General features: G+C 58.7%; 14 protein-coding genes. All 14 read right to left on the bottom strand.

Annotation, left to right across the window (positions count from 1 at the left end; all coding sequences use genetic code 11):
- Positions 1-104: 104 nt before the first annotated feature.
- Positions 105-1,301 carry an ABC transporter permease gene (locus SHEW_RS03730; protein ID WP_011864531.1) on the bottom strand — a complete coding sequence of 399 codons (1,197 nt, stop codon included), beginning with the start codon at positions 1,299-1,301 and terminating at the stop codon, positions 105-107.
- 10 nt (positions 1,302-1,311) lie between these two features.
- A complete protein-coding gene (locus SHEW_RS03725) occupies positions 1,312-2,622 on the bottom strand; it encodes an ABC transporter permease (protein ID WP_011864530.1) in 1,311 nt (436 codons plus the stop codon).
- Positions 2,623-2,633: 11 nt separating this feature from the next.
- The gene (locus SHEW_RS03720; RefSeq protein ID WP_011864529.1) at positions 2,634-3,356 is read right to left on the bottom strand and encodes an ABC transporter ATP-binding protein; all 723 of its coding nucleotides are present in this window, start codon (positions 3,354-3,356) and stop codon (positions 2,634-2,636) included.
- A 64-nt stretch (positions 3,357-3,420) separates the two neighbouring features.
- Positions 3,421-3,657, bottom strand: a complete 237-nt coding sequence (locus SHEW_RS03715; RefSeq protein WP_011864528.1) for a hypothetical protein — start codon at positions 3,655-3,657, stop codon at positions 3,421-3,423.
- A gap of 11 nt (positions 3,658-3,668) precedes the next feature.
- On the bottom strand, positions 3,669-4,931 hold the full coding sequence (locus SHEW_RS03710; RefSeq protein WP_011864527.1) for an efflux RND transporter periplasmic adaptor subunit: 1,263 nt from the start codon (positions 4,929-4,931) through the stop codon (positions 3,669-3,671).
- 349 nt (positions 4,932-5,280) lie between these two features.
- Complete coding sequence (locus SHEW_RS03705; protein WP_041406383.1) at positions 5,281-5,664, bottom strand: MAPEG family protein; 384 nt, start codon at positions 5,662-5,664, stop codon at positions 5,281-5,283.
- Between the two features lie 60 nt (positions 5,665-5,724).
- Positions 5,725-6,549 carry a cobalamin-binding protein gene (locus SHEW_RS03700; protein ID WP_011864525.1) on the bottom strand — a complete coding sequence of 275 codons (825 nt, stop codon included), beginning with the start codon at positions 6,547-6,549 and terminating at the stop codon, positions 5,725-5,727.
- Between the two features lie 380 nt (positions 6,550-6,929).
- Positions 6,930-7,559: a cob(I)yrinic acid a,c-diamide adenosyltransferase gene (cobO, locus tag SHEW_RS03695; RefSeq protein ID WP_011864524.1), complete on the bottom strand. Its 630-nt coding sequence runs from the start codon at positions 7,557-7,559 to the stop codon at positions 6,930-6,932.
- Positions 7,560-7,573: 14 nt separating this feature from the next.
- Complete coding sequence (locus tag SHEW_RS03690; protein ID WP_011864523.1) at positions 7,574-9,178, bottom strand: cobyric acid synthase; 1,605 nt, start codon at positions 9,176-9,178, stop codon at positions 7,574-7,576.
- 12 nt (positions 9,179-9,190) lie between these two features.
- Positions 9,191-9,739 (bottom strand): bifunctional adenosylcobinamide kinase/adenosylcobinamide-phosphate guanylyltransferase, encoded by a 549-nt coding sequence (gene cobU / locus SHEW_RS03685; RefSeq protein WP_011864522.1) that lies wholly within the window; start codon positions 9,737-9,739, stop codon positions 9,191-9,193.
- The gene (locus SHEW_RS03680) at positions 9,736-10,503 is read right to left on the bottom strand and encodes an adenosylcobinamide-GDP ribazoletransferase (protein WP_011864521.1); all 768 of its coding nucleotides are present in this window, start codon (positions 10,501-10,503) and stop codon (positions 9,736-9,738) included. The genes cobU and SHEW_RS03680 overlap by 4 nt, the downstream gene beginning before the upstream one ends.
- A gap of 41 nt (positions 10,504-10,544) precedes the next feature.
- Positions 10,545-11,573 carry a nicotinate-nucleotide--dimethylbenzimidazole phosphoribosyltransferase gene (gene cobT / locus SHEW_RS03675; protein WP_011864520.1) on the bottom strand — a complete coding sequence of 343 codons (1,029 nt, stop codon included), beginning with the start codon at positions 11,571-11,573 and terminating at the stop codon, positions 10,545-10,547.
- A 122-nt stretch (positions 11,574-11,695) separates the two neighbouring features.
- Complete coding sequence (locus tag SHEW_RS03670) at positions 11,696-12,739, bottom strand: FecCD family ABC transporter permease (protein WP_011864519.1); 1,044 nt, start codon at positions 12,737-12,739, stop codon at positions 11,696-11,698.
- Complete coding sequence (locus SHEW_RS03665; RefSeq protein ID WP_011864518.1) at positions 12,726-13,700, bottom strand: ABC transporter ATP-binding protein; 975 nt, start codon at positions 13,698-13,700, stop codon at positions 12,726-12,728. The genes SHEW_RS03670 and SHEW_RS03665 overlap by 14 nt, the downstream gene beginning before the upstream one ends.
- Positions 13,701-13,768 lie beyond the last annotated feature (68 nt).

Below are 13,768 nucleotides of genomic sequence, written 5' to 3'. Positions count from 1 at the left end.
GCAGAGCAACAAACTAACCGAAAGCGCCGCCGATGAAAAGGGCAAACGCTTTCGGTGTCTCTTGTTTAGCGTCCTGGTTTAGCGCCGTGAGTTAAAGACCAAGCTTAGACGCTGCGGGTCGCCATGGCCGGCGAGATGTTCGCCGCCTTGCGCGCCGGCAGTACCACGGCCACTGTGGTCACCAGCATCATGCCTACTACCGTCATGAGCGGGTAGAGCAGGTTGAGCTGCGGCAGATCATAGTACTTCATCAGCTGCTGCCCCAGCAGCACCGCCAGGCTGGCCCCTAATACGCCACCTGAGAGACAGATAAGGTAGTTCTCCACCAGGAAGAGGCTGAGGATATCCCCCTTGGTCGCGCCCAGGGCGCGGCGAGTACCTATCTGCTTGGTGCGGCGCTGGATGTTGAACATCACCATACCGGTCAGGCCTAGGCTAGTGATCAACAGCAGCAGGACCACCATCATGGAGAGCACGGTTATCATCAGCTCGTGATCTCGGTAGGAGCGCTTCTTCACCTCGGCGACAGACTGGAAGTCATCGATCACCCGATTAGGATTCTCCTTCATCAAGGCCTTGGTGATGGCATCTTGCAACGCCTCATGCTGGCCGGGCTCCGCACGCACCATATAGCTATAACCCGCAAAATCGACGTTGTGGATCACACTGTATTCAAGCTCATCGCTGTCAACCCAGGCGCCCTGAAACTTCTCCACCACGCCGATCACCTCAAGCTGCTCGTCATCGATATAGAGCAACTTGCCGATGGCCGACTCACCCGGCCATACCGCCTCACCAAACGCCTTGGAGATGATCGCCAGCTTACCGGGATCGTTGACGCTCTTATTGATCTCATCGGCGTAGAAGTTGCGTCCCTCGATGAGCTTGAGCCCAAGCGTCTTAACGGTATGCTCTGTGCCCAGGTACATGGCAAACTGTGGCGTCGACTTGGCCGTCTCTGGATCTGGTCCCAGGTTGAGGGTACTCGACCAACCACTGCCGCTCAGGGGCAACATGTTGGTAGAGGTGGCCGCCTGCACGTTAGGCAAACCGCGCAGGATCTGTTGATCTATCTTGTTCTGCTGCTCGATATCTATGCTGGGGTCGAAGTTAAACACACTGAAGGTCAACACCTCCTCTTCATTAATCCCAGAGTCACGCTGCATCAGCTCGAGACGCTCATGGATGATGAAACTGGCGTTGGCGACTATGGCCACCGACAGGATAATCTGCACCAGTAGCAATACCGGGCCACTCTTACTGCGGAGCAAACTGCTAAAAATTGGTTTAATGTTAAGCATTTTCAATCCCTTATTGGCTCTTCAAGTAGACACTTGGTTTAGTGCGACACACCACCCAGGCAGGATAGAGTCCGGCCAGCAGCGCGGTACCCACGGCGATGGTTGGGGTGATCAACCACATGCTCATCGAGAGATGGGTCAATCCCTCGGCGACGCCGAAGCGTGCCGACAGGGCGTAAAGCGCGCCCCAGGCCCATAGCAGTCCCACCAGGCCACCAAACAGGCCGATGACGCCCACTTCCACCATGTACTGAGAGAAGATCTGTGCCCGGCTGGCGCCGATGGCTCGTCTGACACCCACCTCGGGCGCACGCTTGAGAAACTTGGTCAGCATCAGGCCGAGGATGTTCACCAGACAGACGCTGAGGAACAAGGCGCTCAGTCCCACCAGAATCTTGTTATCTTCAGGCACCACATGGCTGCGCTCCAACCAGTCGGCGACATCTGACATGAGCACAGAGTCGACAGGTGACTTGTTATCGGTGAAACGGCCCAGCTCCTTCTGCTGCTCCACATAGTTGGCCAGATAGCTCTTGTAGGCGGCGCGATCTTCACTCGTCGGCAGATAGGTCCAGTACTCCAACCACACCTTCTCCGAATTCAACCTGTCCTGATAGTTGTTCATCGGCTCATGTTTCCAACCCGACGAGTTGCCCCAGACGCTAAACTCTTCGTTTGCCGCCAGCGAAAATGGAATATAGATCTGCTCCGATTTGGCGAAGGCGCCACTGGTCGGATCGTAATACTTAGGCTGAGGATTCCAGTCGCCGATCACACCCACCACCTGATAGGGCTTGCGGTTGAGGTAGATGGTCTTGCCGACGCTATTCTCGCCGCCAAACAGCTTCTGGTTAAGTTTCTCACCGATCACCGCCTGATAGGCAGGGTCCAGATCCACCGCCTTGTCCCAGCGATTGCCATAGATAAAAGGCACCTCAAACATCTTGAAGAAGTCGCCATCGGTCACCCTGATGCCCTGCAACCTTGGCAACACCTCAGGGTCGTCTGTCTGCACCGCCATGCCGCTACGGAACATGGCCGCCTGGGCCTTAGCCACATTGCCCTTACGCAGGTTCATCGCATCCTGATAGGTGACCAAGCGATGAAAGTCGTCCCAGGAATCCGGTCCCTGTGACCAGAGCTGAATCGCGTTGAGCTGCTCGGAGCGCTCACCGCCCGGGTTATAGGCCATCATGCTGTAGACGTTAAGCGTGGTGATGGTGATGCCTATCCCCACAGAGATGGCCAGCACCATGAGCAGCGACAGAATCGGCGTCTTGCGTATGCTGCGCCAGGCCAGATCGACGTAATATAGAAACATGCTTACTCTCCTTAGCTGGCCACTTTTTCGGCCGTATCGACCAGGTGCGACTGACCGCCCTGGTACAGGGTGAAGTCACACACCTGACCGTCGACGATCTGAATGTTTCGCTGGGCGCGGCGCGCCAATTCGGGATCGTGAGTCACCATGATGATGGTGGTGCCCGCCTTGTTGATCTCTTCTAAAAGCTCCATCACCTGACGAGCCATCAGGCTGTCCAAGTTACCTGTTGGCTCGTCGGCGAGGAGAAATCTTGGTTCGCCAGCCAGGGCGCGGGCAATCGCCACACGCTGCTGCTGACCACCGGAAAGTTGTGATGGCAGATGCTTCATACGTGCCCCCAGACCCACTTGCTCCAGCGCGGCCTTCACGCGGCGCTGACGCTCCTTGGCGTTGAAGCCGCGATAGCGCAGTGGCACCTCGACATTCTCCGCCAGGTTAAGGTCGGGGATCAGGTTAAAGCCCTGAAAGATAAAGCCTATCTTCTCGTTGCGAATGGCGGCCGCCTTGTTATCGCTCAGGTTAGAGATGTTGACATCGTCCAGATGATATTCGCCGTTAGTAAAGCCTTCTAACAGGCCGGCGATGTTGAGAAAGGTGGTCTTGCCCGAACCAGACGGCCCGGTGACGGCGACAAACTCACCTTCCTTAACCTCGAGATTGAAATCCCGTAACGCATGGGTTTCCACCAAATCCGTTTTAAACACCTTGTTGATATTTTTCATCGTTAACATGGGTTGTATCCTTTGTTTTTGTATCGCGTTATTCAGTTTGTTATTGCGCCTATGCCCGGACGAACTAGGACAATCGGGCCAATAACCATTGAGTTAAATCACCGCCAACTCTGGCGACGTCGGGAAGTTGGCTACTATCGACCGGTTGCCCGTGCATGCCGGTCGCTTCTAATATGTTGAGCCCGAGCAGAAACCAGTCTGAGGCATCCTGGGTATAGACCTGAGTCGCCACCAGCAGGAGCAATAGCGCCAGTCCTGCGACCACTCGTTCTGGATGTAGCTTTATCATCAGGGTCTTCATCGCTTAGCTCCTTAGCGGATCAATACTTGTTCGGCGTTCTTAAAGGCGTCGGTGGAGGAGATAATCCACTGGTCGCCGACCTCACCGCCCGAGACCACCTCTATGTGGCTCATGCTGCGGGCACCCAGTTGGATCTCGGTGCGCTCGGCCAGGTCGTTCTTGACGGCATAGACCAGGGTGCCGCCGCCACTGTTGACGAAGGGGCCACGCTTGACCATGAGCACGTCGGGACGATTTTCCAGTAAGACGCGGGCCGACAGACGCTGGTTCTGACGCAGGTGCAGGGCAGCTTGCTGCTCGAAGCGCACTCGGGTAGTCACCTCACGGTTGCGCACCTCGGGAGAGATGGCCGACAGTTTGCCCATCACCAGCTGGCCGCCGAAGTTAAGCTCGACATCCATGCCAATCCCCAGCTCGTCGGCGTAGGATTCTGGCACCGCCAGCTCGGCCTCGAAGGCGCTGAGATCCACAACGGTCAATATGGGCTGGCTCTGGCCGATACGGGCCTTCTGCTCGGTCAGCCAGTTACCTATGATGCCGCCGACGGGGGCCGTGATGTTCAGCGCCGCCACCTGACGTTCAAGCTCGGCGACCACCAGGGCCTGACGATCCACCTCTGAGGCCTTGTTCTTCAGCTCGAAGCTGAGGGTATCTTTCATCAGCTCGGCTTCCTGCTGGGCGTGAGCGTAGAGCAGCTTGGCCTTGTGCAGCTCATCCTTGCTCTTCTCATAATCTATCTTAGAGATCAGGCTGGACTCGATCAGCTGGTCGCCACGGCGACTCTCGCGATCCGCCGCCTCGAGATCCACCTTGGCCATATCCAGGGTCTGTATCGCCTTAAGCTGATCACGACGGGCATCGAGACGGGCACGCTCAAGGCTGCTCTGCATCCCTTCCAGCAGCGCCTGCTGCTGCTTGAGGTTGTTGGTCAGGCTGTGGCTCTCTATGGTGGCAACCACCTGGCCCTGCTCCACCTTGTCACCCGGGTTGGCGATTAAGGTTACCGTGCCCTTCTCTGGGGCGTAGAGGATAGGGGCGTTGGCGGCGACTATCTTGCCGGTAGAGGCGATATCACGCACTAAGGTGCCGCGTTCCAGAGTGGCAAAACGCAGCTCGCTACGGTCGATAGACTCGCTCACGCTGCTGCCACTGACGCTGGCCCACACCAGACCAGAAACCAGGAGAACGCCTGCGCCGATAGTGACAGGCCATTTGATGCGGCGTCCGAGGCTGGGGGCAACTTGCTTATCTTGTGCGCTGGTATCTTTAATCATTGTTTATCCCTAACAGTGTCCGTTACTCGACCGAGTCGATTTCTGCCCATTAGGATTACAATTGCCGTGCCAACTTTTATATTCACTAATTTTCAATAATTTAGATGAAGATGTCCGCTAAGTATTTCATGAAAGTGTCCGCGGACACCCGCAAAAGTGTCCGGTCATTTTCCCCGAGTGTCCGCATATGAGGAAAGCCGGACAGATGAGAAAGTACGGACATAGGAGAAAGCCGGGTAGAGCGTTAAAACACTTGGAAGATTAGCGAGCTAGTAAGCGGCAGCCCCTCTCTCTAAAAGTACAGGGCTGCGCTCATGGCGAACCCACTGAGTGGGCATTAAGGAAGGAGTTAAAACGCCCGGGCGAAGATGGCGAAGGCGGCGATAATGGCCACGAACCAGGAAAGCGAACGCAGGGTGCTCTTATCCAGCAGGTAGAGGAGATGATAGGCACATCTTGCCAGCACATGCACAAGGGCTAACAGACCAACTGTGTCGTCGACCTTGTCCCGTGCGATCACGGTCAGCGCCGCCACGGCGAAGATCAGCAGGGACTCGAAGGCGTTCTGATGTGCTGCCAAGGCGCGGGCGCCGAAGCCGGTCAGCTGAGCCTGCTGGCTTCTGGGATAGGCGTTGTCATAGCCCCCCTGCTTGGCCATCGCCATGGCCACGGGCACCTTGGCCAGGTAGGGAAGCAACATGGCAAAGAGTAGGCAGGCCAGTAGCATAGTCATCATTTATCTCCTTATTGTTTAGCGCATTGTTTTAGCTTTAGTTTTAATTTTAATTTGTGTTTATCTCGCCTTGTCCAGGGCCTTGCACAAAGATTCAATCCCTAAGATGGCCCTTGGTGTCGCTCGATGCAATAGGTCGGCATCCAGTTGATAGATGTGGCGCTGCTTCACCGCCGGGATCTCCTGCCAGGCAGACCAGTCAATGCCGCGCACATTGCCCTCATCCTGACTCTGCAATATCACCTGAGGTTGCTTGAGCAGCACGGCCTCCAGGCTCACCTGGGGATACTCGTTCCCCGCGTCGCTAAACACATTCTCGCCGTGGCAGACCTGGATAATCTGCTCTATCCAGCTGCCCTCGGCCACCGTCATCAGAGGCACTGACCAGAGCTGATAGAAGACCCGCACCGCCGCCTTGGCCCGATTTTCCTTACTGAGCGCCTTGAGGCCGATAAGGTACTGCTCGGCCACCCGCTCCGCTTCGCGCTCCTTGCCGGTCAGCTTGCCCAGCGCCAGCAGATCGTCAGCCACCGCCTCCAACGTCTTAGGGTCGCTGTTATAGATGGGATAACCCAGCTGGGTCAGGCGCTCGATATCCTCGCGCTTGTTGCCGCCGCCCCAGATGACAATCAGATCCGGGTCGAGCTCGATAACTTTCTCTATCTGTATGCCGTAGTAGCCGCCGATCCGCGGGATCGCCTTGGCCGCATCGGGAAAATCGGCATGATCTGTGGTCGCGACTACACTGTCCCCCGCCCCTATACTAAACAGCATCTCCACCCCATGGGGCGACAGGGCGATGATCCGTTTTGCAGGCGCCGCCTTAAGCCCAGGCACACACAGCAGCAAGGCCAACAACAGCCACAGCTTAACCCTCATCTTCATCTATTCCTTTTCCCTTTCCATATTAAGCTGACAGAACAATAACTTGTTCGCAATCAAACATTTCAACCCGCCATCCCAATCAATTTTTCACAGAGATCGCCACCGTGGTGAGCTCGAAGAAAATCCACTCGCTCATTTCAATCTGTTTGCTTCTGTGGCTAAGCCGTCCAGCTGGCTCAGCCCATGAGCATACATGAGTATGTGATTGGGTGAGTCAGCGCAGACAATACCGCCACAGGAGCAAACAGGAAGAAATCTAAATTGCGTCATGAAGTGCTCTAGTGCAAGGCGCCCCGCAATGAACGGCGAAGACATACCTACCGGTAGGCGAGCCGTGAATGAGGACGCAACGCCGCAATTGAGCACTGCAATAGCAATTTTCAGTAGTCGAAGCCGAGCTGGGCTTTAACGCCACTCTCAAATGCATGCTTTATGGGCTGCACCTCACTCACGGTATCCGCCAGCTCCAAAATCGCCCTATGACAGGCACGCCCCGTGACAATCACATGCTGCATGGGCGGACGGTTCTTGATCGCCGTCAGCACCCTGTCCAGATCAAGATAGTGATAGCTCACCATGTAGGTGAGTTCGTCCAGCAGCACTATGTCTATGGTGTCGTCGCTCAGCAGGGTCTCGGCCGCCTCCCAGGCACTCAGCGCCGCCAGGGTATCCTTCTCTCTGTCCTGGGTCTCCCAGGTAAAGCCGGTGGCCATCACATGAAACTCGACTCCGACCTTCTCCAGCACGGCGCGCTCGCCGCAGGGCCAGTTGCCCTTGATAAATTGCACCACGGCGGCCTTCTTGCCATGACCGACGGCGCGGGTGATGTTACCGAAACCCGCCGTGGTCTTGCCCTTGCCGTTACCCGTCATCACCAGCAGCACGCCCTTCTCGGTCTGAGCCTTGGCGATCTTGGCGTCCACCGCCTCCTTCACCTTCTGCTGACGCGCCTTATGACGCTCGGCCTTATGATTTTCCGCCTGATTTTCCGCCTGCTTATCCGCGCTCATCTTTTCTCCTTTAGCTAATTATTCTTGTTTGGTCGCCTTAGTGGCGTCTCGACGAGGATGGCGCTCAGCCTCGCCATGTCCAGATGCTCGGCCAGGGTATCGGCCAGGCGGTCTAACTGTGCCTGTTTGATCGCATCGGGATCGACGGCGGCCGCGCTGCTGAGCCCGGCCCAGCCAAGGAGCAGCGCACAGGCCTCAGGGCTGTCGAACAGACCATGCAGATAGCTGCCCAGGATCTGACCATCATGAGACAGGCAGCCCTCGTTAAACTGATTACCCTCGTCACTCGTCAGGGTGAGGGGCTTGGTCGCCTTAGATAACAGCGTGGAGCGACCACAGTGGATCTCATAACCTGCGATGCTGGCGCTCTCACCCACCAGTTTTATCGTGCCTTTAACCTGAGCCAGACGCTTGTTAGGGGTCAGCTCTGTGACTATGGGCAGTAGCCCCAGGCCATCGCTGTCGCCGGCCTCGCCCTCGACCCCTTGGGGATCTTCGATGGCCAGCCCCAACATCTGATAACCACCACAGATGCCGATCACCTTGCCGCCATATCTCAGGTGGCGCTTAAGGGCGCGATCCCAGCCCTGTTCGACCATGGTGGCCAGGTCCTGCCGCACACTCTTGCTGCCGGGCAGTATGATGAGATCGGCATCAATTGCCTGACCGTCGTAGGCCTCGTTTACCTGCTGATAGCGAAAGTCGATATCCGGATGCAGCCTGAGGGGGTCGAAATCTGTGTGATTGCTGATGCGGGGAAAGACCAGCACCAAGACCCGAAAGCGGGTGTTGCCACTGCTCACCTGGCGGGCATCCAGGGCGTCCTCGGCCTCCAGATGCAGATCGTTAAGATAGGGCAAGACGCCCAGCACTGGCTTGTCTATACTGGCCTCGAGCCAATCCAGGCCAGGCTTAAGCAGGGAGATGTCACCGCGAAAACGATTGATCACCACGCCCTTGACTCTGGCCTGCTCGGATGCAGACAGCAGCGCCAGGGTGCCGACGATATGGGCGAACACCCCGCCCTTGTCGATGTCGGCGATCAGGATCACCGGGCAGTCCACCGCCTCGGCGAAGCCCATGTTGGCGATATCCCCCTCGCGCAGGTTGATCTCCGCCGGGCTGCCCGCCCCTTCCACCAAGATCAGCTCATACTGCTGCTCCAGGCGTGACAGCGAGTCCAGCACCGCCGCCATCGCCTTGGTGCGATACCCCTGGCTGTCTTTGCCAAAATAGGTCTGGGCCTCCATGTGGGACAGGGCCTTGCCCTGGACTATCACCTGGGAGCTGGTGTCCGAGTTGGGTTTAAGCAGTATGGGGTTGAAGTCTGTGTGGGGCGCAAGGTAACAGGCCTCGGCCTGCAGCGCCTGGGCGCGGCCTATCTCACCGCCGTCAAGGGTCACCGCGCTATTGAGTGCCATGTTTTGCGGCTTGAAGGGCGCCACCCTGCGCCCCTCACGGGCGAAGTAGCGGCACAGGCCCGCCACCAGGGTGCTCTTACCCGCATCCGAAGTGGTGCCCTGCACCATCAAGATATTGCCACTCGCCTCTTGATTGCTATTGCCCTGCTCGCCCTGTTTGCTCGGATTGCACTGATTACTTAAGTTATCTGGTGTCATTGACTTCTCTTCCTATTCCTTGGCGCCCTGGCTCGTCTCATCCTTGAGGATCAGCGGCAGACCGGCGGTGACCAAGACCACCTGCTGGGCTCGCTGAGCTATCGCCTGATGCAGCCAACCCGCCTCGTCGACGAAGCGGCGACTCAAGGGGTCGGCCGGTACCACGCCGCAGCCCACCTCATTGCTGATCAGCACGACAGCCCCGGGCGCAGTTTCCAGGGCGCGCAGCAGCGCCGCCCTGGCGAGCGGCCAGTCATCGCCCTCGAGTAACTGATTGGTGAGCCAGAGGGTGAGGCAATCGACTAAGATCACCCGTTTCTCCCTGGCGTGAGTTTCGATACAAGCACTCAAGTGTAGCGGACACTCCAGGGTCTGCCAGGACAAACCATCCTCACGGCGCTCATCCTGGTGGCGGGCGATGCGCGCGCGCATCTCCTCATCCAGCCCCTGGGCGGTGGCCACAAACAGGCACTCATAACCCCTTGCCACATAATCGGCCACCAGGGAAAGGCCATGGCGAGACTTGCCACTGCGAGCGCCGCCTAGAACCAGGTGCATCATAGGCTGATCACCAGGATAAACAGGTAACAGAGCAGCTCGATCACTTGCTGGGTGGCCCCCAACACATCGCCTGTATAGCCGCCAATCTGACGGCGATAACTGCGTACCAGCAGTTGGCGCGCCGCCAGCAACACCAGACAGAGGGAGAGCGCCGAGGCGATACCGCTGAGCCAGAGGGTGAGGATGCCCGTCAGCAGCAAAATGCCCAGCTCATTTGTGGTCTGCGACTGGGCCAGGGGCTTGCTCTTGCTGCTGTCGTCATCGCGTACATAGGTCTCGGTGAAGATTAAGGAGGCCGCCACCATACGGCTCAGGCAGTGGCCCACCACCAAGGCTGCCATCACAAGATCGCCATCGAACAGGGCAATTTCACTGAGCAGCACAAACTTAAACAGCAGGCTCATCACCAGGGCCAGCACGCCGTAGGTGCCGACACGCGAGTCTTTCATTATGGTGAGCTTATCCTGCACCTGCCAGCCGCCACCGAATCCGTCGGCGGTATCCGCCAGGCCATCCTCGTGGAAGCCGCCGGTGAGCAGCAGCCCGGCCACCATGGCGAGTAAGATGGCGACGCTGATAGGCAATACCTGAGTCGCCAGGCTATAGACCAGGGCGCAGAGGCCACCGACAAGCACGCCGACCAGGGCGAAGTAACGGCTGGCCTGATTGAGCCGCTCATTGTCGACCTTCACCCAGGTCGGCATGGGGATCCGGGTAAAGAAGCCCATGGCGATAAAAAACAGGTTTAACTCTCTGGCAAACATCTTCGCGCTTTCCCTTTTGGTTCCTTAGATTGTTAATGCCGCTAAATCGAAATGCCCATCTCTTCGAGGGAGGCCATCTCGTTGTAAAACGTGGCCGCCGCCTGCACCAGGGGCACAGCCAGCGCCGCCCCGGTTCCCTCACCGAGACGTAGTCCGAGGGACAAGAGCGGCTGGGCATTGAGATGCTCCAGCATCAGCTTGTGGCCGCGCTCGCCGGACTCGTGGGCGAAGATCATATAGTCCCGGGCGTGAGGCGCGATAGTCACCGCTGCCAGGGCCGCCGCCGTGGCGATGAAGCCGTCGATCAGCACCAGCATCTTCAGCTCGGCCGCCGCCAATATGGCGCCGGTCATCTGCACTATCTCGAAGCCACCCAGGCAGGCCAATACGCCATATGGATCTCCCAGTTGCTCACGGTGCAAAAACAGCGCCTGCTCCACCAGCAGCTGTTTGCGTGCCAGGGTGGCGGCATCTATGCCAGTTCCTCGACCGACACACTCGGCCGCCTCGCGCCCCATCAGCGCCGCCATGATGGCCGCCGCCGAGCTGGTGTTACCTATGCCCATCTCACCGAAGGCTATTAGGTTACAACCGCGGCCGTGATGCAGCGCGACCCGCTCCCTGGCCATGGCGAAGCCCTGCTTGACCGCCCCCAGGGTCATGGCGGGCTCGCGATGAATCGCACCTGTGCCGGCCCCCAGCCTGTGATTGATAAGCTTAGGCTGATCATGGATCTCCTGGGCGATGCCGCAGTCGATCACCTCCATGGTGATCCCCCCCTGGGCACAGAACAGATTGATGGCCGCGCCGCCCTTGAGGAAATTCATCACCATCTGGGTAGTCACCTCGCTGGGCGCGATGGAGACGCCGGAGGCGGCGATGCCGTGATCGCCGGCAAACACCAAGAGGGTTGGTTTGGTTATCTGCGGCTTGTCTGGACCCAGCACCCTGGCGATAGTCATCGCCAGGGTCTCGAGCGCGCCGAGGGCGCCCAGTGGCTTGGTCTTAGTGTCTATCTTCTGCTGGATCTTGGCATCGAACTCGCTACTTACCACAGTGACTTCAAACATACTGGAACCTCATATCGCTCGCCCTCGTTCTCGATTCATTGCAATCCACACCTTCTTTGCTGGCATAGTTCAATACGCTTTTCCTTCCATACACCTTTCCTTCAATACATAGGGGACTTGGGCTAGTTGCTACGCTTGCCGCCCAGGATAAACAGGAAGAAGAGGCTGCCTATCACAGCCGTGATGATCCCCACCGGCAGCTCCTGATAGCTGAGCAGGCAGCGCGCCAGCACATCCACCCAGATCATAAACAGGCCGCCCACCAGGGCCGTCAGCAACAGGGCGAAACGCCCCGGCAGCAATAGCCGCACCATGTGGGGCACCATCAGGCCGACGAAGCCGATGCCGCCACAGTTGGCCACCAGGACGGCGGTGATCAGCGAGCAGAGCAGCAGGCTGACGAGACGCAGGCGCTGCACCCGAATGCCCAGGGTGTGGGCGGTCTCATCCCCCGCCTGAATGGCGAGGATCTGCCGCTTAAGCAGCAGCAAGATGGCGCTCGCCGCCAACACCAGCAGCCAGGGCAGCCAGAGCATCTGCCAGCTCGCCTTGGCAAAGCTGCCCAGGCTCCAGAACAGCACAGAGGCGGCCGATTGCGGCCCGGAGAAATAGAGCATCAAGCTGGCCAGCGCGCCAAACAGGAAGGAGATCGCCACCCCGGAGAGCAACATGCGCTCTATCTGAGTGTTGAGATCCCGTCCGCACAGGGCCAGCACCATGAGCACCGCCAGGCTGGCGCCGATAAAGGCACCGAGCGGCAGGCCGACACTGGCCAAAGCGCCGCCGACACCGCCCAGCAGGGTGATCACCACAACCGCCCCCAGACTGGCACCCGAGGAGATGCCAAACAGATAAGGGTCGGCCAGGGGATTGCGAGTCACCGTCTGTAACACGGCGCCCGCCAGAGCCAGGCCGAATCCGGCGATGAAGGCCAGCAGGATGCGCGGCAGGCGCAGCTCAATCAATATTCTTGCGGTCACGCCGCCGGGATCGGCGCCGCTCAGCTTGGCCAGCAGCACCTCAAGCACCTCGGCGACGCCTATCTGCGCCGCGCCGAAGCTCACCGCCAGCACAGGAGTCGCCAGGGTTAGCAGTCCCAGGCAGACGAAGGCCAGGTGTTGCAGCGAACTATAGCCTCTTCCCAGACTCAGGCTAGCGCTCGTCATGGTTAGCCTCCTTCGCCTCAAATGGCTGGTCAGCCAGGCCATTGGCACTGCCACTGCTACTGCCATGCTGGGCACTCTGGTCAGCATTGTGAAGGTGATAGCCATAGAAATAGTTAATCTGCGGATTACCGTGCTGTGGATGGGGCGATACCTGACAGCAGACGCAGAATACCCTGGCGATCTGCGCCTCACTCAGCACCTGTTTGGGCGAGCCTTGAGCCACCGCCTTGCCCTGATCCAGCAGCAAAAGCTGATCGCACAGGGCGCTGGCCAGATTCAGGTCATGAATCGAGATCACCACGGTCACCCCCAGGGCCTTGAGCAGCTCAAGGATCTGGATCTGATAGCGGATATCCAGGTGATTAGTGGGTTCATCGAGGATCAATAGCTTAGGCTGCTGCGCTATGGCGCGGGCAATCAGCGCCCGCTGCTTCTCGCCCCCGGACAGGGAGGCGTAGGTCTGTCCGGCGCGCTCCTTGAGCCCCACGGTTTCCAGGGCCTGACTCACCGCCAGGCGGTCAGCCTTAGTGGTCATGGAGAAGGCGGCCTTGTGTGGCGTGAGCCCCAATGCCACCAGCTGGGCCGTGGTCATGTCGAAATGCTGAGGCGTGTCTTGCAGCACCACGGCCACCTCGCGGGCAAAGGCCCTGGCGCTCAGGCTGGCGATTGGCTGACCAAACAGTTGGATCTCGCCGCTGCTAGGGGTGAGGAAACGATAGAGGCAGCGCAGCAGGCTGGACTTGCCGGCGCCGTTGGGGCCTATGATCCCCAGCATCTTACCCTCTGGCAGATCCAGCTTGACCCCAGAGAGGATGGCGCGCTCACCGCAGCGCCAGCTGAGATCCCGCACCGACAGCGCCGGGCGCGCGCAGGCGCCATCGCCTGCACTTAGGTTCGATCCTTCACTGGCGCCGAGAGACAGGAGTGATTCTGTTTGTGATGGCTGATTGGGGGCGCTCAAGGTCGCGCCCTCCGGGAAGCAGCGCCGAGGCGCCCTCGCCCTTGGGCCAGACTCGGCCCCGAGGTATT

The organism is Shewanella loihica PV-4 (genome assembly GCF_000016065.1).
Classification (GTDB): domain Bacteria; phylum Pseudomonadota; class Gammaproteobacteria; order Enterobacterales; family Shewanellaceae; genus Shewanella; species Shewanella loihica.
This window is presented reverse-complemented; position numbering and strand designations above follow the sequence as displayed.